Source organism: Pantoea sp. B550, assembly GCF_024158165.1.
Classification (GTDB): Bacteria; Pseudomonadota; Gammaproteobacteria; order Enterobacterales; family Enterobacteriaceae; genus Pantoea; species Pantoea alfalfae.
Map to the genome: position 1 here is coordinate 2,720,927 of NZ_JAMYXI010000003.1, position 24,895 is coordinate 2,745,821.

General features: G+C 58.3%; 21 protein-coding genes. 10 read left to right on the forward strand and 11 right to left on the reverse strand.

What is annotated here, in order from left to right:
* Window positions 1–49 precede the first annotated feature (49 nt).
* A complete protein-coding gene (gene cueO, locus NIM72_RS15590) occupies window positions 50–1,645 on the forward strand; it encodes a multicopper oxidase CueO (protein ID WP_161731551.1) in 1,596 nt (531 codons plus the stop codon).
* Here the strand turns inward: cueO and NIM72_RS15595 are convergent, their stop codons facing one another.
* Window positions 1,646–2,929, reverse strand: coding sequence for a cystathionine gamma-synthase family protein (locus NIM72_RS15595; protein WP_253421104.1), 1,284 nt, complete (start codon window positions 2,927–2,929; stop codon window positions 1,646–1,648).
* Between the two features lie 235 nt (window positions 2,930–3,164).
* Between NIM72_RS15595 and hpt the strand changes: the two genes are divergently transcribed.
* Window positions 3,165–3,701 (forward strand): hypoxanthine phosphoribosyltransferase, encoded by a 537-nt coding sequence (gene hpt / locus NIM72_RS15600; protein WP_105099563.1) that lies wholly within the window; start codon window positions 3,165–3,167, stop codon window positions 3,699–3,701.
* An 81-nt stretch (window positions 3,702–3,782) separates the two neighbouring features.
* Here the strand turns inward: hpt and can are convergent, their stop codons facing one another.
* Window positions 3,783–4,439, reverse strand: a complete 657-nt coding sequence (can, locus tag NIM72_RS15605) for a carbonate dehydratase (RefSeq protein WP_033784496.1) — start codon at window positions 4,437–4,439, stop codon at window positions 3,783–3,785.
* Between the two features lie 108 nt (window positions 4,440–4,547).
* Here can and NIM72_RS15610 point away from each other — a divergent pair, with 108 nt between their 5' ends.
* Both NIM72_RS15610 and NIM72_RS15615 read left to right on the forward strand, forming a co-directional pair.
* Window positions 4,548–5,477 (forward strand): ABC transporter ATP-binding protein, encoded by a 930-nt coding sequence (locus NIM72_RS15610; RefSeq protein WP_161731547.1) that lies wholly within the window; start codon window positions 4,548–4,550, stop codon window positions 5,475–5,477.
* Entirely contained in the window at window positions 5,474–6,244 is a 771-nt protein-coding gene (locus NIM72_RS15615; RefSeq protein ID WP_161731545.1) for an ABC transporter permease, read from the forward strand. Before NIM72_RS15610 ends, NIM72_RS15615 begins: the two co-directional genes overlap by 4 nt.
* A gap of 230 nt (window positions 6,245–6,474) precedes the next feature.
* Here NIM72_RS15615 and panD read toward each other — a convergent pair whose 3' ends face one another.
* From panD to thpR, 9 genes are all read right to left on the reverse strand, one after another.
* Window positions 6,475–6,855, reverse strand: a complete 381-nt coding sequence (gene panD, locus NIM72_RS15620; protein ID WP_013356815.1) for an aspartate 1-decarboxylase — start codon at window positions 6,853–6,855, stop codon at window positions 6,475–6,477.
* Window positions 6,856–6,902: 47 nt separating this feature from the next.
* Window positions 6,903–7,757 carry a pantoate--beta-alanine ligase gene (gene panC, locus NIM72_RS15625; protein ID WP_253421106.1) on the reverse strand — a complete coding sequence of 285 codons (855 nt, stop codon included), beginning with the start codon at window positions 7,755–7,757 and terminating at the stop codon, window positions 6,903–6,905.
* Between the two features lie 15 nt (window positions 7,758–7,772).
* Complete coding sequence (gene panB / locus NIM72_RS15630) at window positions 7,773–8,567, reverse strand: 3-methyl-2-oxobutanoate hydroxymethyltransferase (protein WP_253421108.1); 795 nt, start codon at window positions 8,565–8,567, stop codon at window positions 7,773–7,775.
* A gap of 83 nt (window positions 8,568–8,650) precedes the next feature.
* Window positions 8,651–9,136, reverse strand: coding sequence for a 2-amino-4-hydroxy-6-hydroxymethyldihydropteridine diphosphokinase (gene folK, locus NIM72_RS15635; protein ID WP_253421110.1), 486 nt, complete (start codon window positions 9,134–9,136; stop codon window positions 8,651–8,653).
* The gene (gene pcnB, locus NIM72_RS15640; protein WP_222925499.1) at window positions 9,133–10,551 is read right to left on the reverse strand and encodes a polynucleotide adenylyltransferase PcnB; all 1,419 of its coding nucleotides are present in this window, start codon (window positions 10,549–10,551) and stop codon (window positions 9,133–9,135) included. The genes folK and pcnB overlap by 4 nt, the downstream gene beginning before the upstream one ends.
* 86 nt (window positions 10,552–10,637) lie before the next feature.
* Complete coding sequence (gene gluQRS, locus NIM72_RS15645; protein ID WP_161731535.1) at window positions 10,638–11,516, reverse strand: tRNA glutamyl-Q(34) synthetase GluQRS; 879 nt, start codon at window positions 11,514–11,516, stop codon at window positions 10,638–10,640.
* A gap of 73 nt (window positions 11,517–11,589) precedes the next feature.
* Window positions 11,590–12,045, reverse strand: a complete 456-nt coding sequence (gene dksA, locus NIM72_RS15650) for an RNA polymerase-binding protein DksA (protein WP_008925615.1) — start codon at window positions 12,043–12,045, stop codon at window positions 11,590–11,592.
* A gap of 247 nt (window positions 12,046–12,292) precedes the next feature.
* Window positions 12,293–12,997, reverse strand: coding sequence for a DNA/RNA nuclease SfsA (gene sfsA, locus NIM72_RS15655; RefSeq protein WP_253421112.1), 705 nt, complete (start codon window positions 12,995–12,997; stop codon window positions 12,293–12,295).
* Window positions 12,975–13,532 (reverse strand): RNA 2',3'-cyclic phosphodiesterase, encoded by a 558-nt coding sequence (gene thpR / locus NIM72_RS15660; RefSeq protein ID WP_253421114.1) that lies wholly within the window; start codon window positions 13,530–13,532, stop codon window positions 12,975–12,977. Before thpR ends, sfsA begins: the two co-directional genes overlap by 23 nt.
* A gap of 30 nt (window positions 13,533–13,562) precedes the next feature.
* On the opposite strand from thpR, the gene hrpB reads away from it, so the two are divergent.
* From hrpB to fhuB, 6 genes are all read left to right on the forward strand, one after another.
* Window positions 13,563–16,046, forward strand: a complete 2,484-nt coding sequence (hrpB, locus tag NIM72_RS15665) for an ATP-dependent helicase HrpB (protein WP_253421116.1) — start codon at window positions 13,563–13,565, stop codon at window positions 16,044–16,046.
* Window positions 16,047–16,144: 98 nt separating this feature from the next.
* Entirely contained in the window at window positions 16,145–18,682 is a 2,538-nt protein-coding gene (mrcB, locus tag NIM72_RS15670) for a bifunctional glycosyl transferase/transpeptidase (RefSeq protein ID WP_253421118.1), read from the forward strand.
* A 201-nt stretch (window positions 18,683–18,883) separates the two neighbouring features.
* Window positions 18,884–21,106 carry a ferrichrome porin FhuA gene (gene fhuA / locus NIM72_RS15675; RefSeq protein WP_253421120.1) on the forward strand — a complete coding sequence of 741 codons (2,223 nt, stop codon included), beginning with the start codon at window positions 18,884–18,886 and terminating at the stop codon, window positions 21,104–21,106.
* A gap of 39 nt (window positions 21,107–21,145) precedes the next feature.
* On the forward strand, window positions 21,146–21,940 hold the full coding sequence (gene fhuC / locus NIM72_RS15680; RefSeq protein ID WP_161731523.1) for a Fe3+-hydroxamate ABC transporter ATP-binding protein FhuC: 795 nt from the start codon (window positions 21,146–21,148) through the stop codon (window positions 21,938–21,940).
* Window positions 21,941–21,950: 10 nt separating this feature from the next.
* On the forward strand, window positions 21,951–22,829 hold the full coding sequence (gene fhuD / locus NIM72_RS15685; RefSeq protein ID WP_161731737.1) for a Fe(3+)-hydroxamate ABC transporter substrate-binding protein FhuD: 879 nt from the start codon (window positions 21,951–21,953) through the stop codon (window positions 22,827–22,829).
* Complete coding sequence (gene fhuB / locus NIM72_RS15690; RefSeq protein ID WP_161731521.1) at window positions 22,829–24,808, forward strand: Fe(3+)-hydroxamate ABC transporter permease FhuB; 1,980 nt, start codon at window positions 22,829–22,831, stop codon at window positions 24,806–24,808. Before fhuD ends, fhuB begins: the two co-directional genes overlap by 1 nt.
* The last annotated feature ends 87 nt before the right edge of the window (window positions 24,809–24,895 follow it).

Sequence of the window (24,895 nt, forward strand, 5' to 3'; positions counted from 1 at the left end):
TAAGGTCAGGGTTTAGGCTGTACGCTCTGATGTCACAAGGATGATCACCATGCAACGTCGTCACTTCCTGAAACTTACCGCCGCACTGAGTGCAGCCGGAGCCTTGCCGCTCTGGAGCCGTTCGCTGATGGCAGCCACCCGTCCGCTGCTGCCGATTCCATCACTGCTGGAAGCGGATGCCAGGGGCAGCTACAGCCTTACCGCGATGCAGGGCACCTCGCAGTGGAATGGCAAAGCCGTGCCGACCTGGGGCTATAACGGCAGCCTGCTGGGACCGGTGCTGAAGTTGCAGAGTGGCAAACCGGTGACGGTGAACATCCATAATCGACTCAGCGAAGCGACTACCCTGCACTGGCACGGGCTGGAAATCCCCGGCGCGGTAGATGGCGGTCCGCAGGCCGTGATTGCGCCTGGTGCTTCGCGTCAGGTCTCTTTTACCCCTGACCAGCCCGCCGCAACCTGCTGGTATCATCCGCATCTGCATGGCAAAACCGGGCATCAGGTCGCACACGGACTCGCGGGACTGATTTTGCTGGAAGATAAGGAGAGCGGCACACTGCGCCTGCCTGTGCAGTGGGGCGTGGATGATGTGCCACTGATTTTCCAGGATAAGCAGCTGAGTAAAGATGGCGGCCGGATCGATTATCAGCTCGACGTAATGCGCGCAGCCGTGGGCTGGTTTGGCGACATGATGCTGACCAACGGCGTGCAGTATCCGCAGCATGCGGTGCCGCGCGGCTGGCTGCGTCTGCGTCTGCTGAACGGCTGTAATGCCCGTTCGCTGCACGTTGCCGCCAGTGATAAACGTCCTCTTTATGTGATCGCCAGCGACGGTGGCCTGCTGGCTGAACCGGTGAAGCTCGGCGCACTGCCGATGCTGCCGGGCGAGCGTTTTGAGGTGATGATCGATACTTCTGACGGTAAAGCGTTTGATCTGGTTACGCTGCCGACCGAACAGATGGGCATGACGCTGCCGCCGTTTGACCAGCCGCTGCCGCTGGTACAGATCCTGCCGCTGCGGGTGATGGCCAGCGCCACGCTGCCGGATAAGCTGGCGACGCTGCCTGCGCTTCCCGCCACCGACGGACTGACGACACGCTGGCTGCAGCTGATGATGGACCCGCAGCTGGACCAGCAGGGGATGCAGGCGCTGATGCAGCGCTACGGCGAGAAAGCGATGGGCAAGGGCGGTCATCATTCGATGCCGGAGAAAACGGCTGCCGGGCCGATGCCGCCGATGGAAAACATGGAAGGGATGGATCACAGCATGCACGGCATGGCGAAGCCCGCCAGTTACGATTTCCGCAATGGCAATAAGATCAACGGCCAGGCTTTTGATATGACAAAGCCGTCATTTGCGGTGAAGCTGGGTGATTATGAGAAGTGGACGATTTCAGGAGAAGGCGACGCCATGCTGCATCCCTTCCATATTCACGGCACCCAGTTCCGCATTCTCTCCGAGAACGGCAAACCGCCCGCCCCGCATCGGCAGGGCTGGAAAGATATGGTGAATGTCGACGGCTGGCGCAGTGAAGTGCTGGTGCGCTTCAACTATGTCGCTGCCGCCGAACACGCTTACATGGCCCACTGTCATCTGCTGGAGCATGAAGATACTGGCATGATGCTGGGCTTTACCGTGAGCTGATTACGCCTGATCCAGCGCCAGTCTGATGTCTTCAATCAGGTCACCGGCGTTCTCGATGCCAATCGACAGCCGCACCGTGGCGTCAGTGATACCAATACGCTGACGCACCGCCTGCGGCACGCCGGAGTGGGTGGTGCTGCCAGGATGGCTGGCCAGCGACTCGGTTCCGCCCAGGCTCACCGCCTGTTTGAACAGCGACAGCGCATTGAGAAAACGGAACGCAGCGGGCTGATCGCCGACGATATCGAACGAGAAGGTCGAACCCGCGCCGCTGCACTGCTCGCGATAGGTTTTCCCTTCGGCGCTCTCCGCATCCAGATAGGGCAGCCAGTGCAGCTTCGCCACTTTCGGGTGATCGCGCAGAAAGGCCGCGACCGCTTCTGCATTGTGAAAGGCTTTCTCCATCCGCAGCGACAGCGTTTCCAGCGAGCGGCTGAGCATCCAGCTTGAGTGCGGGTCCAGCTGCGTACCAATGGCGCTGCGCAGGGCGCGCACTTTCGCCATCAGCGCTTTACTGCCCATCGCGGCACCCGCAATCAGGTCAGAGTGACCGCCAACATATTTGGTCAGTGAGTAGAGTGACAGATCCGCGCCCAGCGTCAGCGGCTGCTGGAACAGCGGGCCGAGCAGGGTGTTATCACAGGCGATAATCGGTCGTGAACCCTGTTGCTGGTCAATTTCATCGGCAATGCGCGCCATCAGGCGGATATTGACCAGGCTGTTAGTCGGATTTGCGGGTGTTTCAATCAGGATGACCGCCACCCGGCCCTGGGCCATCGCCTGCTGAGCGGCTTCGCGCACCCTGACTTCATCATTCCCGTCGCTGAAACCAACTGCTTTAATATCCAGATTGTGCAGTGTTTTGCTGAGCAGCGTTTCGGTGCCGCCATACAGGGGCTGGGAGTGCAGGATCACCTCGCCCGGGCGGGCAAACGTCAGCAGGGCCGTGGAGATAGCGGCCATCCCGGAAGAGAAGAGTGAACAGCTCTCTGCCTGCTCATAGACCGCCAGCCGGTCTTCAACAATTTCGCTGTTCGGATGGTTAAAGCGCGAATAGACCAGCCCGCCCGATTTGCCTTCCGGCGGCTCACGACGACCAGAGACGTAATCAAAGAAATCCCGTCCCTCTTCGGCGCTGTCAAAGACAAAGGTCGATGTCAGAAACACCGGCGGCTTTACCGCACCTTCAGAGAGGCGGGGATCATAGCCATAGTTCAGCATCTGGGTTTCGGGGTGCAGCGGCCTGTCGCCGATATGCGTCTTTTTGCTTGATGATGAAGTCATTGTGATCTCCGGCCAGCGGCGCGAGTAGGGTAACGATCTGTTGGATAAAGGCTACCACGCAGCGAATCATGCTGGTAAATGCCAGAATGTTCTAAGGTAATGCGCCTTTCAGTGACTTAAAGGCCACAGGTAATAATTTTTGCGACGTAATCGTTTGCATACAGGGTCGCACAGTCGTCGCTGCGGCGTCTGTGATAGACTTCGGGGCTTTTCTGACGTAACCGGGCTGAACGCAATGAAACACACTGTTGAAGTGATGATCCCTGAACAGGCAATCGCCACGCGCATCGCTGAACTGGGGAAAGAGATTAACGAGCACTACCGCGACAGCGGCAGCGATATGGTGCTGGTGGGGCTGCTGCGCGGCTCATTCATGTTCATGGCTGATCTCTGTCGCGCCATTGATGTGCCGCATGAAGTCGACTTTATGACGGCGTCCAGTTACGGCAGCGGCATGTCCAGCACGCGTGATGTGAAAATCCTGAAAGATCTGGATGAAGACATTCGTGGCAAGGATGTGCTGATCGTCGAAGATATCATCGACTCCGGTAACACCCTGAGCAAAGTGCGTGAGATTCTGCAGCTGCGTCAGCCAAAATCACTGGCGATCTGTACCCTGCTGGATAAGCCTGAGCGCCGTGAAGTTGAAGTCAATGTCGAGTATGTCGGCTTTGCGATTCCGGATGAGTTTGTGGTGGGCTTTGGTATCGACTACGCTCAGCACTATCGCCATCTGCCTTACATCGGCAAAGTGGTGCCGCTGGAATCCTGATACTGCTCTGACCGCACATTCTTCCAAGGCCTGCACCGGTTGCCTGGTGTAGGCTATGTCGCGCTTTACGCCGCGATCGGCTCAGGCCTCGCCGTTCATCTGCAGATTAGCAATGCCGTGACGATAGCGCTGTTCAAGGATCTCCCGGCTGTTTGCCGTGACATCCAGGTTACGCAGGCAGCCATCCTGAATGCCGTAAACCCAGCCGTGCAGGGAGACATCCTTGCCACGTTTCCAGGCAGATTGCAGAACGGTCGAGTGCCCCAGGTTATAGACCTGTTCAATAACGTTGATTTCGCACAGTTTGTCCAGGCGCTTATCCGGCGGGAGTTCCCCCAGCAACACGCTATGCTTGTACCAGAGGTCGCGGATGTGCAGCAGCCAGTTGTCGATTAATCCCAGCTCCGGGTTATCCATCGCCGCCTGCACGCCGCCGCAGCCGTAGTGGCCGCATACGATAACGTGTTCCACTTCCAGCACTTCGATAGCGTACTGCACCACGGACAGACAGTTCAGATCGGTGTGGATTACCAGATTGGCGACGTTGCGGTGAACAAAGAGTTCGCCTGGCTCCAGTCCGGTCAGACGTTCGGCAGGGACACGGCTGTCAGAACAGCCAATCCACAGGAAGCGCGGTTTTTGTGCCTGGGCGAGCCGCTCAAAAAAACTGGGATCTTCTTCAACCAGCAGTTTTGACCATTCGCGGTTGTTTCTGATCAGGGTATTGATGTCTGTCATGGCGTTGAGCGACCGGTTACTGCGCAAAGTGCGCGCGCGTACTATATGCCAGGGCCTGATAAATTTAAACGGCATTGCAATGCCATCAAAACAGGGTATGGATGCAGAATGACTTATGCACTGGAACTTTCCCGGCTGACTAAGACCTATCCCGGCGGCGTGCAGGCGCTGAAGGGCATTGATCTTAACGTTGAAGCGGGTGACTTTTATGCGTTGCTGGGGCCAAACGGTGCCGGTAAATCGACCACCATCGGGATTATCAGTTCGCTGGTAAACAAATCCGAAGGCAGCGTGCGGGTGTTTGGCTACGATCTGGAAAAAGATGTGGTGAATGCCAAGCGCCAGCTCGGGCTGGTGCCGCAGGAGTTTAACTTCAACCCGTTTGAGACGGTGATGCAGATCGTCGTGAATCAGGCGGGTTACTACGGCGTTGAGCGTCGTGAAGCCAATGAGCGTGCGGAAAAGTATCTGAAGCAGCTCGACCTGTGGAGCAAACGCACTGAGCGTGCGCGCATGCTCTCCGGCGGGATGAAGCGCCGCCTGATGATCGCCCGTGCACTGATGCACGAGCCAAAACTGTTGATTCTGGATGAGCCAACGGCTGGCGTGGATATCGAACTGCGTCGCTCAATGTGGGTGTTCCTGAAAGATCTCAATGCCAAAGGCACTACCATCATTCTCACTACCCACTATCTGGAAGAAGCCGAGATGCTGTGCCGCAACATCGGCATCATCCAGAGCGGTGAGCTGGTGGAAAACACCTCGATGAAAGAACTGCTGTCCAAGCTCAAATCAGAAACCTTTATCCTGGATCTGGCGCCGCGCAGTCCGCTGCCCAGGCTGGAGGGGTTCCAGTACCGGCTGACCGATACTTCAACGCTGGAAGTGGAAGTGCTGCGTGAGCAGGGCCTTAACAGCGTGTTCAGTCAGTTAAGTGCGCAGGGTGTGCAGGTGCTGAGTATGCGCAATAAAGCCAACCGTCTTGAAGAGCTGTTCGTTGGCCTGACGACGCAGGGAAAAACAGGAGCAAAAGCATGACACATTTGTACTGGGTGGCGCTGAAAAGCATCTGGGCCAAAGAAGTTAACCGTTTCGCCCGTATCTGGATCCAGACGCTGGTGCCGCCGGTCATCACCATGACGCTCTATTTCATCATCTTTGGCAACCTGATCGGGTCGCGCATTGGTGAGATGCACGGCTTCAGCTATATGCAGTTTATTGTGCCGGGATTGATCATGATGGCGGTGATCACCAATGCCTACGCCAATGTGGCATCGTCCTTCTTCAGTGCCAAGTTCCAGCGCAACATTGAAGAACTGCTCGTTGCACCCGTGCCGACCCACATTATCATTGCCGGCTATGTGGGCGGCGGTGTGGCGCGTGGCGTCTGCGTCGGCATTCTGGTGACGGCTATTTCGCTGTTCTTTGTGCCGTTCCACGTGCACTCCTGGTCGATGGTGGCGATTACGCTGCTGCTGACCGCGATTCTGTTTTCACTGGCCGGTTTGCTCAACGCCGTCTTTGCGCGCACCTTTGACGACATCAGCCTGATCCCGACCTTTGTGCTGACGCCACTGACCTATCTGGGCGGCGTATTCTATTCGCTGAGTCTGCTGCCGCCAATCTGGCAGGCTATCTCTAAACTGAATCCAATCGTTTATATGATTAGCGGATTCCGTTATGGCTTCCTGGGCATTAATGATGTGCCGCTGGTGTTTACGCTCTCGGTACTGGTGGCCTTTATTCTGGTATTCTACTGGCTGGTCTATGCGCTGATTCAGCGCGGACGCGGACTGCGCACCTGACAATACGTTGAATAGTAAGGGCCACGCTGCGATAAGGGCGTGGCTTTTTTTTGGTGAGTGAAAAACAACCCGAACGACGGTTCTCCCTGACCTCGAAATCATCCTGAAACCTGCCTGCGATGAAAAAGTCATCGAAGCCGATGACAACCAAAGCGGTTTAATTGCAGAAGCAGAAATAAAAAGGGCCGCCCATTTCAATGGCGGCCCTTTTTTGTCAGCTGATGGATTACTCAGGCGATTTGTACCGGCAATGCTTTCGCCAGACGCTTCATCTGGTTGTCACCTTCAAAATAGGCGACCTTAGGCTGCCATTGACGCGCGACGGCATCCTCAACCTGCACATACGAGCAGATAATTAAAATATCGCCTTCGCAGGCGCAGCGGGCAGCAGCACCGTTGACCGAAATAATTTTCGAGCCACGCTCAGCCGCGATAGCGTAGGTAGAGAAGCGCTGACCGTTAGTGACGTTATAAATATCGATCGCTTCATATTGCAGAATGCCGGAAGCATCCAGGAAATCCTGATCGATAGCGCAGGAGCCTTCGTAATTGAGGTCCGCCTGCGTCACTTTTACGCGGTGCAATTTGCCTTGCAGAACTGTGCGAATCATAGCCAGAAACCTTATCAGAGAAATAAAATAACCTGCAGCGGGCGTACTTACAGCGTCAGGTCAACAGTTTGATTATCAATCAGTCGGGCTTTACCCAGCCAGGCGGCCATCAGCACCACCGCACGCTGGCTGTCCACCGTCAGCGGCTGCAACGTGTCCGCATCACAGATTGCCAGGCCATCAGGACGCAATCCCTGTGCCAGCAGTGTCTCGCTGGCTGCCTCAATAATCTCTTCAATGTGACGCTCGCCGTTCTCAAGTTGCTGAGCCATCTGATGCATCACCTGGCTCAGCACCGGTGCCAGCTTACGCTCATCGTCTGTCAGGTAGCCGTTGCGCGAACTCAGCGCCAGGCCATCTTTGGCCCGCACTGTTGGCACGCCAACAATCTCAATGTCGAAGCCCATATCAGCTACCATCTTACGAATGATAGCCAGCTGCTGAAAATCCTTTTCACCGAAACAGGCAATATCGGGCTGCACCAGATTAAACAGTTTGCTGACGATGGTCGCCACGCCGCGAAAATGGCCTGGACGCGTCGCGCCTTCCAGCAGGGAAGAGAGCACCGGCACCTCAACAAAGGTCTGATTCTGCGCGCCCTGCGGATAGACTTCAGCCGGTGACGGGGCAAAAACCACGTCAACCTGGTGACGGTTCAGCTTTTCACAATCTTCCTGCAGGGTGCGCGGGTAGCGGGCTAAATCATCGGCGCGATCGAACTGCATCGGATTGACGAATATCGAGACAATGACGATGTCCCCGCGCGACCGGGCTTCATCCACCAGCGTCAGATGGCCTTCATGCAGGTTGCCCATGGTCGGCACCAGCGCAATGCGTTTACCCTGCTGACGCCAGCGACGGACTTCCTTGCGCAGCATCAGCAGCGTTTCAATAATCAACACGGTGACTCTCCTGAATTACTGGAAACTGTGCTCTGCCGCCGGATAGGTTCCGGCCTCGACGTCGGCGATATAGTGGCGAATCGCCGCGCGAACATCGCCGGTCTCCGCCAGGAAATTTTTGGCAAATTTGGGAATGTGGCCGCCGGTCACGCCCAGCGCGTCATGCATCACCAGAATCTGACCATCGGTGACGTTACCGGCACCGATGCCGATCACCGGGATAGTGAGCGCCTCGGTGATCCGCTGGGCCAGCGACACCGGCACGCACTCCAGCACCATCAGCTGTGCGCCTGCCGCTTCCAGCGCCAGCGCATCGGCCAGCAGCTGATCGGCACCGGCTTCATCACGGCCCTGCACTTTATAGCCGCCAAAGATATTGACCGATTGCGGGGTCAGGCCAAGATGACCGCACACCGGCACGGCGCGTTCGGTCAGCATCTGTACGGTCTCAGCCAGCCAGCTGCCGCCTTCCAGTTTCACCATATTGGCACCGGCACGCATCAGCTGTGCGGCACTCTCAAAGGTCTGCTGTGGCGTGGCATAACTCATAAAGGGCAGATCGGCGAGCAGCAGGGCCTGTGGCGCACCACGGCGCACGGCAGCGGTATGATAGGCGATATCGCTGACCGTGACCGGCAGGGTGGAGTCGTGCCCCTGTACCGTCATCCCTAAGGAATCACCAACCAGCAGCACCTGAATGCCTTCATCGGCAAACAGGCGGGCAAAACTGAAATCGTAGGCGGTCAGCGTCGCGAATTTTTTACCGCTGGCTTTCGCCTGACGCAGATGTGAAATCGTGGTGGGTTTCATGGCGCTCTCAACTCAGGAATTCTGATGGGCGCAGTTTACTGGATAGCGTGAAAGAGCGGAATCAGAGATGTACGTTTGTCTGATCAGCCATGCCACAGCGTGATGTTGCGACTGTCCAGGGTGGCCAGAACGGTGCTGAGTGTGCGGCCATCGGGCAGGCGGGCATCGGGCGCAATCGCCAGCAGTGGCACCAGCATAAAGGCGCGATTCAGCAGGTCGTAGTGCGGCACAATCAGCCGCTCAGTGTTGATTGCTGCGTCGCCAAACAGCATCAGATCGATATCCAGCGTGCGCGGCCCCCAGCGTTCCGCCTTACGCACCCGCCCATGATCCCGCTCAATCTGCTGGGTATGGTCAAGCAGGGTTTCTGCGCTGAGATGGGTCTCCAGCGCCACGGCGGCATTGAGAAAATCGGGCTGATCGGGCGGGCCATAAGGCGGTGTACGGTAGAACGGCGAGGTCGCGATACGTTGCGTCTGCGGCAATGCATCCAGTGCCGTCAGCGCTGCATCAACCTGATGCAGCGGGTCGGCCAGATTACTGCCTAATGCGAGGTAAACTCGTGTCATGACACGTTTTGATTGTCACGACGTGGTGCGGAAGAGCGGCGGCGCGGACGGCGTGATTTATTGCGCGGCACCGGATCGTCACCCAGATTATTCAGCATGTTTTTCTGATGCGGCGGTGCAGCCACCTGGAATTCCCCCCACCACTGGCTCAGACGCAGCAGTTCCGGGTTATTTTCCACTTCTGCACGCAACGCCAGCAGATCGTAAGCAGCGCGGAATTTCGGATGCTCCATCAGCTTCCAGGCGCGTTTACCGTGACGGCGTGACATGCGCAACTGCAGCAGCCAGATATCGCGGATCAGCGAGGTAATACGTTTTGGAATTGCCAGCGCACGGCAGGCTTCGTCCAGCGTATCGTTCATCGCCATCGCAAAGGCTTCGAAGTAGGTCAGGCCACTCTCCTGCGCAATGCGTTCGGCCGCTTCAAGCTGCGGATACCAGAACATCGCAGCAAACAGGAACGCCGGATTCACGCGCATATCATTATGAATGCGGTTGTCGGTGTTTTTCAGCACCTGTGCCAGCATCCGCTCCATGTGGCTGTCACTGTTTTCCGTGAAGTTGCGCGCCAGCGTCGGGAAGAGCGGCTGGAACAGCTGATATTCACACAGCTTGAGATAAGTACTGTAGCCATAACCTGCCTGCAATAGCTTCAGCGACTCTTCAAACAGACGCGCGGGCGGAATATCACGCAGCAGCGAGGCCAGACGTGGAATCGGCTCGGCGGTTTCCGGCGCAATGCTCATATTGAGCTTGGCGGCAAAGCGTGCGACGCGCAGCATGCGAACCGGATCTTCGCGGTAGCGGGTTTCCGGATCGCCAATCAGGCGAATGATGCCCTGTTCGAGATCGCTGATGCCACCAACGTAGTCACGTACGCTGAAATCAGCCACGCTGTAGTAGAGGCTGTTGATGGTGAGATCGCGGCGCTGGGCATCATCTTCAATAGAGCCGAAGATATTATCGCGCAGCAGCATACCGCTCTGGGCGCGCTGCGAACTGTTACGATCTTCTGCGATCTCTTCAACCTGATGATGGCCACGGAAGGTAGCGACTTCGATCACTTCCGGGCCAAACATCACGTGAGCCAGACGGAAACGCCGACCCACCAGGCGACAGTTGCGGAACAGCTTACGCATCTGCTCAGGCGTGGCGTTGGTGGTCACATCGAAATCTTTAGGTTTTTGCCCCAGTAGCAAATCGCGCACGCCACCGCCTACCAGATAGGCTTCATAACCGGCTTTATTCAGGCGATAGAGCACTTTGAGGGCATTTTCGCTGATGTCTTTACGTGAGATGTTGTGGCTTTCACGAGGGATAATGGCCATCAGACGTTCTGGTTCAACCTCTGCAGGGGCTTCCTCTTCATCACGCTTCAGGACTTTTCGGCAAAAATTAGCTACTCGGGTAAAAATGGGACACCTCGACAGTGGCAATTAGGGTGTAGGTAAAATCAGCGGCTAATCATAGCCTGTTGAGAACCGTTTGAGAATGCTGTTGTCTATGCATCCGGTTTCAGGGCGTTCTGTTGCGGCATCAAAGCGATATTCCACTGTGCTACCGCATCAGACAGCAGTTTGTCCTGCGTTAAGTCCTGCCAGCCACCTGAAACAGGCTGCCCGAGGAAGCGTAATGCCGCTACCAGCAGGGGTCTGGCATCGCCATCAGGCAGGGAAGGAGCATGATTCTGCTTCGATAACTTATTGCCATCGTGATTAAGCGCCAGAGGCAGGTGCAGCCAGGCCGGCACCGGCCAGCCAAACTGCTGATAAAGTGCAATCTGCCGTACCGTCGGCTCAATCAAATCTGCGCCGCGCACCACTTCGGTAATGCCCTGAAAATGATCGTCGACGACCACCGCCAGGTTGTAGGCAAACAAACCATCACGACGGTGAATAATAAAGTCTTCCTGTGCCAGACGTCTGTCCGCCTCTACGCACCCGCGTAATCGGTCTTCAAACGCAAAGACCGGCGCATGCTGGCGTAAACGCAGCGCGGCATTCTCTGGTCCGCGTTGCCGTTCACGGCAGTAACCATCATAGAAACCGCCAATCTCCTGAATGCGACGTCGGGGACAGGTGCAGAAATAGCTCTGACGATGCTGCTGCAGCCAGGCGAGCGCGTCACGGTAGGCCTCATGACGTTGCGACTGCCACAGCACTTCGCCATCCCACGTCAAACCATAGTGTTCCAGCTGATGCAGGATGCGGCTGGCGGCACCCGGCACTTCCCGCGGCGGATCGATATCTTCAATTCTCACCCGCCAGATGCCGTTTTGCGCGCGCGCGCTCAGGTAACTGCCCAGGGCAGCAATCAGCGAGCCAAAATGAAGTTCACCAGAGGGAGAAGGGGCGAAGCGACCAATGCAGGAGGATGACATAGGATTCAGAAGTGACCACGCAGTGGACAAAAAAGTCATTGTTCCACTGCGCGGTAACAGGATGGACGCGGCATCAGCCGGCCATTTGTTTCTCACGAATTTCTGCTAACGTCTTACAGTCGATGCAGAGATCGGCAGTAGGACGTGCTTCGAGACGGCGGATACCAATCTCAACGCCACAGGAATCGCAATAGCCGAAGTCGTCATCTTCAACTTTCTTCAGCGTCTTCTCGATCTTTTTAATCAGTTTACGTTCGCGATCGCGGTTACGCAGCTCCAGGCTGAACTCCTCTTCCTGCGCGGCACGGTCAACCGGGTCCGGGAAGTTAGCAGCTTCATCCTGCATATGCGATACGGTACGATCGACTTCGTCCCGCAATTGATTACGCCAGGCTTCCAGAATCTTGCGAAAATGGGTCAGCTGCGCGTCGTTCATATACTCTTCGCCAGGCTTAACCTGATAAGGCTCAACGCCAGCGATAGCGAGAATACTCAGGGACGATGTTTTACGGTTTTGACCTTCTTGCATGTTGCTTCTCCTGGATAACACGCACTATACCCTCTGACTGACGTCCCGCAGGGGCGTTGCTGCCGGCCTGCATCTGACGTCTGCGGGGTACATCGATCCCCCATTGGGGAAAAAAACAGGCCGCTATAAATAACAGAAGCAGTCAGGGTTGGCAATTCTTCATGAACACACCTTGACAAGCCTGTGAGGAACAGCGTAATCAGCCCTTAGCTCAGAACATTCTTACCACATAAAATTGCAAAAGATATTACAAGGTTACGTTGATCGGCGATTTAAGAAACATTCCCTCCGCCGATAAGTCTGCCTGATACGCTAAAACCTCTACACCTTCCCGTTGCGCCTGAGCCAGTTGTTCTGCATACGCCGCATCAATGTGGCGTGCCGGGGAAACGTCCTCAATCCCCGAGTGCAAAACGGCAAACAACAAAACGGCCCGATGACCCTCTGCCGCCACTGTCGCCAGCTCGCGCAGGTGTTTCTGTCCTCGAATCGTCACCGCATCCGGAAAATAGCCTTTACCTTCATGTAAAAGGGTTACGGATTTCACCTCAATATAGCAGTTGCGCCGTGCCTCTGCTTTGAGCAGGAAATCAATTCTGCTTTTTTCACTGCCATATTTTACTTCTGCCTGTCGATGCGAATAACCAGCCAGCGATGGCAACCGATCCTGGTCCAGCGCTTCAGCCACCAGCTGATTCGCGCGCAGGGTATTCACGCAGATCCAGTGGCCCTGCTGCGTTTCGGTCAGCTCCCAGCTGTGGGGATATTTGCGCGTCAGGCTGTCGGACGTGGAATACCAGACCCGATCGCCCGGCGTGGCGCAGCCGGTCATGGCACCGGTGTTGGCGCAATGAATCGTCAGCACCTCGCCCTCAGGCGTCTCGACATCGGCCAGGAAACGTTTGTAACGGGCGATCAGGCGGGCGGATTTAAGGGGCGGAGAGAAGTGCATGCGGATCCTGAGACGTTAACGGCCAGCTGGCCAGAGCGCGATAGCGGGTACGACCTCTGGCATAGTCAGAGGCGAACAGTGAAAAGGTGGAGACGCGAAAACGCCAGTGAAAACCGCGTGGCGGTAATGCAACCGGCTGGGTGGCCTGGCGTAACAGCGTGATGTGCGGATGAAACGGCTGTGGGCTTTGATAACAGCCATGCCGGGCGGCCTGGGCCCGCAGCAGGCTGGCGAGCTGTAACAGATCGCGTGGCGCGCGCTGGCAGCCGAGCCAGACCACGCCGGGGCGCGGCCAGTGCCCGGCATCATCCAGGTCGAGATCGAAACCGGGCTGGACGATACGGGAGGCCAGCGTCTGCAGGCGTTGTGAGGTTTCCGGTGCGACCTCACCCAGAAACGCCAGCGTCAGGTGCAGGTTTGCTGCGACCACTGGCTGGCCGACCTCTGCAGGAAAGGTGTGCGCCCGCCAGCGCACCAGCTGTTGCTGCATTTCGTCAGGCAGGCTGATGGCAAAAAATAAGCGTTGTGTCGCCATGGCGCTCTCCGGCAAATATCACGTGCTACAATGCGCGCCATCTTAGCACAGGCAGAAGCGGAGTTTGCTGTGAGCGATTTACCGGTCAGCGCGGTGCTGCCTGACATCCTGGCGGCGCTGCGTGACGCCTCTCAAATCCTGCTGGCCGCCCCTACCGGCGCGGGCAAATCGACCTGGCTGCCGCTGCAGTTGTTGCAGCAGGCGGCGTTGCCGGGACGCATCATTATGCTGGAGCCACGCCGGCTGGCGGCACGTAATGTGGCGCAGCGCCTGGCAGAACAGCTCGGCGAACAGCCGGGAGCCACAGTGGGATTCCGGATGCGTGGCGAAAGCTGCGTCGGGCCAGAAACCCGGCTGGAAGTGGTCACCGAAGGGATGCTCACGCGCATGCTTCAGCACGATCCGATGCTGGAGGGCGTGTCGCTGGTGATCCTCGATGAATTTCACGAGCGCAGCCTGCAGGCCGACCTGGCGCTGGCGCTGCTGCTCGATGTGCAGCAGGGGCTACGCGACGATCTTAAAATCATGCTGATGTCGGCCACGCTGGATAATGCCCGGCTGGCGGCGCTGCTGCCGGATGCGCCACTGATTATTTCAGAAGGGCGCAGCTATCCGGTTGAACGGCGTTACGCGTCGCTGAATCAGAACGTACGCTTTGAAGAGGCGGTCGCGCGTGAAGTCGCCCAGCTGCTGCGCGACGAAGACGGCTCCCTGCTGCTGTTTCTGCCGGGCGTGGCGGAAATTGAACGCGTGAAACGCGAGCTGGAATCACGCATTAGTGACGATGTGGATCTGACACCGCTCTATGGCGCACTGCCGCTGGCGGCGCAGCGACGGGCGATCCTGCCCGCCGCCGCCGGACGTCGCAAAGTGGTACTCGCCACCAATATCGCCGAGACCAGCCTGACCATTGAAGGGATTCGTCTGGTAGTCGACAGTGCGCTGGAACGCAGCGCCCTGTTTGACGCCCGCAGCGGCGTAACGCGTCTGCAGACGCAGCGCATCAGCCAGGCATCAATGATCCAGCGCGCAGGTCGCGCCGGGCGACTGATGCCGGGGATCTGTCTGCATCTTCTGCCGCAGGAGCAGGCGTCTCGTGCGGCGGCGCAGAGCGAACCGGAAATGGTTAACAGTGACCTTTCGTCGCTGTGGCTGGACCTGTTGCAGTGGGGCTGTACCGGGCCGCAACAGCTGCAGTGGCTGGATCAGCCGCCCGCCAGAAATCTGATGGCAGCGCAACAACAGCTGACCTGTCTGGGTGCACTGGACAGCAACGGCCTGCTTAACACGCTGGGACGGCGTATGGCAAAGCTGGGTTGCGATCCGCGGCTTGCTGCTATGCTCTGTGCCGCAGGCGATGAGCCGGATGCGGTCGCCAGCGCCGCACTGCTGGTGGCGATTCTGGAAGATCCTCCGCGCAGCGGCAGTGCCGATCTGCGTGATGCGCTGCATCGGCCACAGGCCCAATGGCAGCGGCGGGCGCAGCAGTGGCAGCAGCGGCTTAAAATTCGGGGCGGACGGGTCGATGAAGATCGCTTCGCTGGCCTGCTGGCGGTAGGGTTTGGCGATCGGCTGGCGCGGCGTCGCGACCAGAGCGGTCGCTATCAGCTGGCTAACGGGCTGGGGGCCAGACTCGATGAGCAGGATGGCCTGACGCGCAACGAATGGCTGATTACACCCGCCCTGTTGCAGGGCAGTGCGACGCCGGATGCCCGGATGTTGCTGGCACTGCCGGTCGATATTGAAATGCTATGCCAGCATCAGCCAGCGCTGATTGAGCGTCGGACCGAAGTGGAGTGGGATGAAGAGAAGGGCACGCTGCGTGCGTTCAGACGTGAGCAGATTGGCGCCCTGATCCTGAAGACCCAGCCGATGGCGCGCCCGGAGCCGGACGTGCTTCACGCGGCTATGCTGCGCTGGATCGCCGAAAAAGGTCTGTCGGTATTGGGCTGGACGCCGGATGCCGGGCAGTTGCGCCTACGCATTCAGTGTGCGGCGCAGTGGCTGCCGGAAGAGAGCTGGCCCGCCATGGATGACGAAAGCCTGCTTGAGAGCCTGCCGCAGTGGCTGTTGCCGCAGATGTCAGCAGTGCGCGATCTGCGCAGCCTGCAGGCGGTGAACCTGACCACGGCGCTCTTACATTTACTCACATGGTCACAACGTCAGCGGCTGGATACTGTGCTGCCAACTCATTACACTGTGCCGACCGGAAGCCGGCTGCCAATCCGCTACGATGCGGATAAGCCGCCCGCGCTGGCAGTCAGGATTCAGGAGATGTTTGGCGAAGCGCAGAATCCCACCGTGGCGGAAGGACGCATCCCGCTGGTGCTCGAGCTGTTATCGCCCGCCCAGCGTCCGTTGCAGATCACCCGCGATCTGGCGGCGTTCTGGCGCGGTGCCTGGCCGGAGGTCAGGAAAGAGATGAAGGGACGCTATCCGAAACACCTCTGGCCAGAGGATCCGGCCACCGCCTTGCCAACAAGGCGAACCAAAAAAATGTCCCCGCAGGGTTGAGTCCGCTGGATCGAATTCAGAGGGTTCTGCCATGCGGCACGCGAGAAAGCAGTTAGAGTAGCGGCGCTGCCGTAAGCACTGCCTGGAGAAGAAAAGTAATGTCTGGGAACGATCGCGAACCAATAGGGCGCAAAGGTAAACCGTTGCCGCCGCGCAGCAGTGCGGGCCGGGGACGACGCAGGGATATCGAACAGGATATCGATCAGGACGATTTTAATGATGACGAGGAGGAAGCGCCGGTGCCACGTAAAGGTAAAGGTGGAAAACCGCCGCGCGGCAAACGCCGTTGGCTGGGATGGTTAATTAAACTGTTCCTGGTGTTTGTGGTGGTAATGGTCGCATGGGGCATCTACCTCGACTCGGAAATTCGCAGCCGGATTGACGGTAAGGTGTGGCAACTGCCTGCCACCGTCTATGGCCGCATGGTCAGCCTGGAACCGGGCATGGCCTACAACAAAAGTGAAATGGTGGCGCTGCTGGAAGGGACTCAGTATCGCGAAGTCTCCCGTATCACCCGCCCTGGCGAGTTTTCGGTGAAGGGCAACACCATTGATCTGCTGCGTCGCCCGTTTGATTTCCCCGACAGTAAAGAGGGGCAAATCCACGCGCGCATGAGCTTTACCAAAGATGAGCTGAGCGAGATTAAAAACCTCGAAACCGGCCGTGATTTTGGCTTTTTCCGCCTCGATCCGCGTCTGATCACCATGCTGCAGTCACCCAATGGTGAACAGCGACTCTTCGTGCCGCGCACCGGTTTCCCTGATTTGCTGGTCGATACGCTGATCGCCACTGAAGATCGCCATTTCTATGAGCATGATGGCATCAGTCCGTACTCCATTGGTCGCGCCTTCCTGGCGAACATCACGGCCGGGAAAGCGGTGCAGGGTGGCAGTACGCTGACGCAGCAGCTGGTTAAGAACCTGTTCCTGACCAATGAGCGTTCGCTGTGGCGTAAAGCGCGTGAAGCCTATATGGCGGTGATCATGGATGCGCGCTACAGCAAAGATCGCATCCTGGAGCTCTACCTGAATGAGGTCTATCTCGGTCAGGCGGGCAGCGATCAGATTCGCGGCTTCCCGCTGGCGAGCCTCTACTACTTTGGCCGTCCGGTTGATGAGCTGAGTCTGGATCAGCAGGCGATGCTGGTTGGCATGGTGAAAGGGGCGTCGCTCTATAACCCGTGGCGTAACCCGAAACTGGCGCTGGAACGCCGCAACCTGGTGCTGCGCCTGTTGCAGCAGCAGAAAGTGATCGACCAGGAGCTGTACGACATGCTGTCGGCGCGTCCATTGGGCGTGCAGCCGAAGGGCGGTGTGATCACGCCACAGCCTGCCTTTATGCAGATGGTGCGTAACGAGCTTCAGGCGAAACTGGGCGACAAGATTAAAGATCTCTCCGGCGTGAAGATCTTTACCACGCTGGATCCGGTCTCGCAGGATGCGGCCGAAAAAGCGGTGGTTGACGGCATTCCGACGCTGAAAAAACAGCGTGGTCTGAAGGATCTGGAAACCGCAATGGTGGTGGTTGACCGCTTCAGCGGCGAAGTCCGTGCTATGGTCGGCGGTGCCGATCCGCAGTATGCCGGTTATAACCGTGCGTTGCAGGCGCGTCGCTCTATTGGTTCCCTGGCGAAACCGGCGACCTACCTCACCGCGCTGAGCCAGCCAAACAGCTATCGCCTGAACAGCTGGATCGCCGATGAGCCGATTGCGCTGAAGCAGCCAAATGGCACCATCTGGAAACCGATGAACGACGACCGTCGCTTCAGCGGCAAAGTGATGCTGGTGGACGCGCTGACCAACTCCATGAACGTGCCGACGGTTAACCTCGGTATGACGCTGGGGCTGGATGCGGTAGTCGATACCTGGAACAAGCTGGGCGTGCCGAAAGAGCAGCTGCATCCGGTTCCGGCGATGCTGCTGGGTGCTTTAAACCTGACGCCGGTTGAAGTGGCACAGGCGTTCCAGTCGATCGCCAGCGGCGGCAATCGCGCGTCGCTGTCAGCGGTGCGTTCGGTGATTGCAGAAGATGGCAGCGTGCTCTATCAGAGCTATCCGCAGGCGCAGCGTGTGGAACCGGCGCAGGCCGCTTATCTGACGCTCTACACCATGCAACAGGTCGCTGACCACGGTACTGCCCGTGCACTGGGCGCGCGTTTCCCGAATGCGCATCTGGCGGGCAAAACCGGTACTACCAACGATCTGGTGGACAGCTGGTTTGCCGGTATTGATGGCAAAGAAGTGGCGATCACCTGGGTAGGACGTGATAACAACCAGCCGACCAAACTCTACGGTGCCAGCGGTGCGATGCAGCTCTATCGTCGCTACCTCGACAATCAGGCACCCATGCCGCTGCAGCTGACGCCGCCGGAAGATGTATCACTGATGAATGTGGATTCGGCCGGTAACTTTGTCTGTGGCACGGGCAGCAGCACCTGGCGTTCTCTGCCGGTGTGGGCGCTGGATCCGAATGCGCTGTGTCAGCAACAGCAGCAGCAGGTTCAGCAGCAGCAACAGCTGTTTGACCAGCAACAGCAGCAACAGCCGCAACAGCAACCGGCCCAGCAACCGCAGGAGCAGGAGCAGAAAGACAGCGACGGCGTAGCAGGTTGGATAAAAGATATGTTTGGCAAATAAATCAGTCAGACAGGTTAAAAAGGGCGCTTCGGCGCCCTTTTTTTGTTTTTGATCAATACGGGTAAATGGCTCTGCAAACGGCGTCACTGCTGGGATTTCTGCTTGCAGTCGTCGCTGAAGTTCGCATATTATCTAATCCGTTATAATAATCATTATCGTTTCGATTCGCTCGCCTGAGCCTATTTTAAGAGACACCTTTTTATGAATGCGCGAACGACTTTTGCAGACAACACCAAAAAAACATTTTCCCGGCCGCTTCTGGGCGTCATGATTTCACTGAGCCTGAGCTCCTCGCTTTATGCTGCGCAGACGGAGACCATGGTGGTCTCGGCGGATGGCGGCAGCGGCGTCGAGGCGGAAAGCGCCTGGGGGCCGGCACCGACCGTGGCGGCGAAACGCAGCGCCACGGGCACCAAAACTGACACACCGATTGAAAAAAATCCGCAGTCTGTTTCCGTGGTTACCCGCGAAGAGATGGAGATGCGCAACGTGACCAGCGTGAAAGGGGCGTTTAACTATACGCCTGGCGTGCTGACCGGTAACCGTGGCAGCTCAGATGTGATTGATGCGTTATCCATTCGCGGCTTCAGCGAAACCAATACCAATCAGTATCTGGATGGCCTGAAGCTGCAGGGAGATAATTACTCTGAGTTTGCCATCGACCCCTATTTCCTGGAGCGCGCCGAACTGCTGCGCGGTCCGGTGTCGGTGCTCTATGGCAAAAGCAATCCGGGCGGTGTGGTCTCGCTGGTGAGCAAGCGTCCAACCCAGGAAACGCTGCGCGAAGTACAGTTCCAGATGGGCAACGACAACCTTTTTTCGACCGGCTTTGATTTTGGCGGCGCGCTGGATGATAACGGCGTCTACAGCTATCGCCTGACCGGTCAGGCGCGCAGTCAGGATGCGCAGCAGTCGATGAACAAAGAGAAGCGCTACACTATCGCTCCGTCATTCAGCTGGCGTCCCGACGATCGCACCCGCATTGATCTGCTGACCTATTTCCAGAACGAGCCAGAAACTGGTTATTACGGCTGGCTGCCGCGTCAGGGCACTGTGGTGCCGATCACCCGTGCCGATGGCAGCCAGTACAAACTGCCGACCGACTTCGACGAAGGCGAGCAGAGCAATAAGATTTCACGCACTACCAAAATGGTGGGCTATAACGCCGAGCACAGCCTTAACGACACCTGGACGCTGCGCCAGAACCTGCGTTACGCCGACCTGCGCACCGATTACCGCAGTATCTATGGCAATGGTTTCCTGCCGGAGACTCAGCAAATCACGCGCGGTTCGGCAGTTTCAGAAGAGACGCTCAACCAGTTGGCGGTCGATACCCAGGCGCAGGCGAAATTCGCCACCGGCCAGGTTGATCATACGCTGCTGTTGGGCGTGGACTTCCAGCGTACCCGCAATGATATCGACGCACAGTTTGGCACTGCTTCCAGCCTGAATGCAGTTAATCCGCAATATGGCGATAACGGCGTAACGCCATTTGCCGATCCTTATCAGCATCTGAATAAGCAGCGTCAGACCGGCCTCTATGCACAGGATCAGATGGAATGGAACCGCTGGGTGCTGACACTGGGTGGCCGCTACGACTACGCCATGACCTCGGTTTACGATCGGGTGGCGAATAGCGTTGATCGCCAGAACGATCAGGCCTTTACCTGGCGTGGGGGTCTGAACTATGTGTTTGATAACGGAATCGCGCCTTACTTCAGCTACAGTGAAGCCTTTATTCCGAATGCGGGTTCAACCTATGAGGGTCAGGCATTTGATCCGTCACGCGCTAAGCAGTATGAAGCGGGCGTGAAATATGTACCGAAAGATCGTCCGGTGGTGCTCACCGCAGCGCTTTACCAGCTGACCAAAACCAAAAATCTGACTGCCGATTCCGATCCAGACAGAGCTTTTTTCAGCGTTCAGAGCGGTGAAATCCGGTCACGGGGCGTAGAGCTGGAAGCTAAAGCGGCGCTCAATGCCAACGTTAACCTGACGGCCTCCTACACCTACACCGATGCGGAATATACTGAAGACACGTCGCTTAAAGGCAAAACGCCGGTGCAGGTGCCGAAACATATGGCCTCACTGTGGAGCGACTACACCTTCCACGAGACAGCTTTGTCAGGGGTGACGATCGGCGCTGGGGTCCGTTACGTGGGTGAAAGCCAGGGGCTGTATGCTGAAACCCCAACTAATACCTCTGCTGGACTCTCGAACCAGAACTTTAAGGTAGCCGGTTACACCACGGTGGATGCGGCGCTGAAGTATGATCTGGGTCGTTTCGGTCTGCCAGGCTCGACAGTGGGTGTTAACGTTAACAATCTGTTCAACCGCGAGTATGTCGCCAGCTGCTACCGTGAATACGCCTGCTACTGGGGTGCGGAACGCCAGATTGTCGGCACCGCGACCTTCAGATTCTGATTTAACCGGGCGCTTAGGCGCCCGTTCACAGGGATAACCATGCCGCATCCGCACGCAGAAGAGGCAACCTTCAGGCTGGAGAATGCCAGTTTCGAAGTGCCCGGCCGCACTCTCCTCCAGCCCCTGTCGCTGACTTTTCCACCGGGTAAAATGACCGCGCTGATTGGCCACAATGGCTCGGGCAAATCGACGCTGTTGAAAATGCTGGGTCGCCATCATGCGGCCAGCAGTGGAGAGGTTTTGCTGAATCAGCAGCCCGTCGGGCGCTGGAACAGTAAAGCCTTTGCCCGCGAGGTGGCCTATCTGCCGCAGCAGTTACCGGCCGCCGAAGGGATGACGGTGCGTGAGCTGGTAGCGATTGGCCGCTATCCCTGGCACGGGGCGCTGGGGCGCTTTGTTCAGGAGGATCGCGATAGGGTAGAGGATGCGATTGCGCAGGTCGGGCTAAAGCCCTTTGCCGGTCGGCTGGTGGACAGTCTGTCAGGCGGTGAGCGTCAGCGCGCCTGGCTGGCGATGATGGTGGCGCAGAACAGCCGCTGTCTGCTGCTGGATGAACCGACCTCGGCGCTGGATATTGCCCATCAGGTGGAGGTGCTGGCGCTGATAAAAGACCTGAGCCAGCAGCGCGGCCTGACCGTGATTGCGGTGCTGCACGATATCAACATGGCGGCACGCTACTGCGATCATCTGGTGGCGCTGCGTCAGGGTGCGATGATTGCCGGAGGTGACGCCGGAGCAATTATGCAGCCTGAGGTACTGGGTGCAATTTATGGCATTCCAATGGGCATTTTACCGCACCCGCAGGGCGGCGCGCCGGTCAGTTTTGTCTGTTAAGGAAAGGATGATGCCCGATCTTTATCGCCGCCGACTGTTGCTGGCGCTGGCGGCCTCGCCACTGTTCTGTGCGCTTCCTCTGCGTGCTGCCACGCCGGATCCGGGTCGGATTATTGCACTGGAGTGGTTACCCACCGAACTGCTGATTGCGTTGGGCGTTACGCCCTGGGGCGTGGCCGATCTGCACAACTACAACATCTGGGTAGGTGAGCCGAAGCTGCCTGCGGACGTGATCGACGTCGGCCTGCGCACCGAACCCAATCTTGAGCTGATGGCGCAAATGCAGCCGTCGCTGATCCTCTGCTCTAATGGCTACGGCCCGCCCAAAGAGAAACTGACGCGCATCGCACCCATCATGGGCTTTGATCTTCACAGCGGCGACGGAAAACCCTTCACCGCCGCGCGCGCATCGTTGCGTCAGCTGGCAGCGCGCCTGGGATTAAGCGAGCGGGCGGAGCAGCATCTGCGCGAGGTCGATGATCAGCTGGCGGCGGCGCGTGAGCGGCTGGCACCCTATGCCGGACGCACGCTTCTGCTGATGTCGCTGCTCGACAGTCGTCACGCCATTACCTTCGGTAAAAACAGTCTGTTCCTGGAAGTGATGACCCTGCTGGGCCTGAAAAATGGCTGGCAGGGCGAAACCAATTTCTGGGGCAGCGCAGTGATCGGCATCGAACAGCTGGCGCAGGCCGGGGAGGTAGATGTTATCTGTTTCGATCATGACAATGACGTGGAGATGCAGCAGCTGATGCGCAGTCCGCTGTGGCAGGCCATGCCGTTTCTCCGCACTGGACGCTTTCAGCGCGTCCCGGCGGTCTGGTATTACGGTGCAACGCTCTCGGCGCTGCACTTTGTTCGCGTGCTGGAACGCGCGCTGGAGACGCACTGATGCGCCATGCTCTGTTTCCCGCAGGCCTCCTCAGCCTGCTGTTTCTGCTCTCACTCAGCCTGACGCTGGTTAATCTGCACCAGGCACTGCCACAGGCTGAATGGTGGCAGGCATTCTGGTCACCAGCCGTCGATAGTCTGCCGCAGATGGTGTTTCACTACAGCCTGCTGCCGCGCACGGCGCTGGCGCTGCTGGTGGGTGCCGGACTGGGTCTTGCCGGTCTGCTGTTTCAGCAGATCCTGCGCAACCCACTGGCGGAGCCGACCACGCTGGGTGTCTCTTCCGGCGCGCAGCTGGGGATTACCGTGGCAACGCTGTGGCATCTGCCCGGCGGGGCCATGACCCAGCAGTTTGCCGCGCTTAGCGGTGCGCTGCTGGTGGGCGCGCTGGTGTTTGGTGTGGCCTGGGGCAAACGTCTGTCGCCGGTGACGCTGATTCTGGCCGGGCTGGTGCTGAGCCTGTACAGCGGCGCGGTGAATCAAATCTTCGCTATCTTCAATCACGATCAGCTGCAGAACATGTTTCTGTGGAGCACCGGCGCGCTGAATCAGATGAGCTGGGAAAACGTACAGCAACTCTGGCCGCGTCTGCTGCTGGCGTTTGTGCTGACACTGGCGCTGCTGCGTCCGCTGACGCTGATGGGGCTGGATGATGGTGTCGCGAAAAACCTGGGTCTGGCGCTCTCTGTGGCGCGTATTGGTGGCCTTGGACTGGCGATTCTGCTCAGCGCACAGCTGGTGAATATCGCCGGTATCATCGGCTTTATCGGGCTGTTTGCGCCGCTGCTGGCAAAGCTGCTGGGTGGACGACGACTCCTCAGCAGGATGCTGCTGGCACCGTTTACCGGCGCGCTGCTGCTGTGGCTGGCGGACAGTTGCGTCTTATGGCTCAGCACGCACTGGCGCGATATTCCGACCGGCACAGCCACGGCCCTGCTTGGCGTACCGATTCTGCTGTGGCTGCTGCCGCGACTGCGCACCGGTTCAGTGCCGCCCGCGCTGAATCAGGGTGACCATGTGCCCGCCGAGCGACAGAACCTGCTGCGCTGGGCGCTGATCGGTCTCGCTGTTCTGGCGCTGCTGGGGTGGGGAGCTCTCGCGTTTGGACGTGATGCGCAGGGTTGGATCTGGTCAGCGGGCGAGATGCTGCAATCACTGCTGCCGTGGCGCGCGCCGCGCGTGCTGGCGGCGCTGGTAACCGGTCTGATGCTGGGCGTGGCGGGGAGTCTGATTCAGCGGCTGACCGGCAATCCCATGGCCAGCCCGGAAGTGCTGGGCATCAGTTCCGGAGCTGCCTGCGGCATAGTGGTCATGATGTTCTTTGTGCCAGGCGATGCGATGGCCTGGCTGCTGCCCGCCGGTGCTGTGGGTGCCGCACTGACGCTGCTGGTGATTATAACGGTAGCCAGCCGTGGCGGCTTCTCGCCGGAGCGGATGCTGCTGGCGGGTATGGCGCTTAACAGCGCCTTTGTCACCCTGCTGATGCTGCTGCTGGCCAGCGGCGATCCGCGTATGGGCGGGCTGCTGAGCTGGATCTCCGGCTCGACCTATAACATCAGCGGCAGTCAGGCGATTCTGAGTGCCCTCTGTGCGCTGGTGCTGGTCTCACTGGCCCCGCTGGCCAGTCGCTGGCTGACGCTGCTGCCGCTGGGAAGTGCGACTGCACGCTCGGCGGGCATGGCGTTGACGCCCGCGCGGCTGAGTCTGCTGCTGCTGGCCGCCGCGCTGACCGCCAGCGCGACGCTGACTATCGGTCCGCTGAGTTTTGTCGGACTGATGGCACCGCATATGGCGCGGATGCTGGGGTTCCGGCGGGCCTTGCCGCAACTGCTGCTGTCGGGATTGCTGGGCGGGGGATTGATGATACTGGCTGACTGGTGCGGGCGAATGCTGGCATTCCCGGATCAAATCCCAGCCGGGCTGATGGCGACCTTTTTAGGTGCGCCTTACTTTATCTGGCTGCTGCGGCGTTCAGGTTAAAAAAAGACCAGCGCAAACCGGTCTGAGATTACTAACAAAGTCTGGCCCGATTGGCTGTGAGACTGAGCCTGCGAAGGGAACACGGTC

Bases quoted from the DNA above. Each gene is read 5' to 3' on its own strand.
- cueO (WP_161731551.1), top strand. From the start codon at position 50: ATGCAACGTCGTCACTTCCTGAAACTTACCGCCGCACTGAGTGCAGCC.
- NIM72_RS15595 (WP_253421104.1), bottom strand. From the start codon at position 2,929: ATGACTTCATCATCAAGCAAAAAGACGCATATCGGCGACAGGCCGCTG.
- hpt (WP_105099563.1), top strand. From the start codon at position 3,165: ATGAAACACACTGTTGAAGTGATGATCCCTGAACAGGCAATCGCCACG.
- can (WP_033784496.1), bottom strand. From the start codon at position 4,439: ATGACAGACATCAATACCCTGATCAGAAACAACCGCGAATGGTCAAAA.
- NIM72_RS15610 (WP_161731547.1), top strand. From the start codon at position 4,548: ATGACTTATGCACTGGAACTTTCCCGGCTGACTAAGACCTATCCCGGC.
- NIM72_RS15615 (WP_161731545.1), top strand. From the start codon at position 5,474: ATGACACATTTGTACTGGGTGGCGCTGAAAAGCATCTGGGCCAAAGAA.
- panD (WP_013356815.1), bottom strand. From the start codon at position 6,855: ATGATTCGCACAGTTCTGCAAGGCAAATTGCACCGCGTAAAAGTGACG.
- panB (WP_253421108.1), bottom strand. From the start codon at position 8,567: ATGAAACCCACCACGATTTCACATCTGCGTCAGGCGAAAGCCAGCGGT.
- folK (WP_253421110.1), bottom strand. From the start codon at position 9,136: ATGACACGAGTTTACCTCGCATTAGGCAGTAATCTGGCCGACCCGCTG.
- gluQRS (WP_161731535.1), bottom strand. From the start codon at position 11,516: ATGTCATCCTCCTGCATTGGTCGCTTCGCCCCTTCTCCCTCTGGTGAA.
- dksA (WP_008925615.1), bottom strand. From the start codon at position 12,045: ATGCAAGAAGGTCAAAACCGTAAAACATCGTCCCTGAGTATTCTCGCT.
- sfsA (WP_253421112.1), bottom strand. From the start codon at position 12,997: ATGCACTTCTCTCCGCCCCTTAAATCCGCCCGCCTGATCGCCCGTTAC.
- thpR (WP_253421114.1), bottom strand. From the start codon at position 13,532: ATGGCGACACAACGCTTATTTTTTGCCATCAGCCTGCCTGACGAAATG.
- hrpB (WP_253421116.1), top strand. From the start codon at position 13,563: ATGCGCGCCATCTTAGCACAGGCAGAAGCGGAGTTTGCTGTGAGCGAT.
- mrcB (WP_253421118.1), top strand. From the start codon at position 16,145: ATGTCTGGGAACGATCGCGAACCAATAGGGCGCAAAGGTAAACCGTTG.
- fhuA (WP_253421120.1), top strand. From the start codon at position 18,884: ATGAATGCGCGAACGACTTTTGCAGACAACACCAAAAAAACATTTTCC.
- fhuC (WP_161731523.1), top strand. From the start codon at position 21,146: ATGCCGCATCCGCACGCAGAAGAGGCAACCTTCAGGCTGGAGAATGCC.
- fhuD (WP_161731737.1), top strand. From the start codon at position 21,951: ATGCCCGATCTTTATCGCCGCCGACTGTTGCTGGCGCTGGCGGCCTCG.
- fhuB (WP_161731521.1), top strand. From the start codon at position 22,829: ATGCGCCATGCTCTGTTTCCCGCAGGCCTCCTCAGCCTGCTGTTTCTG.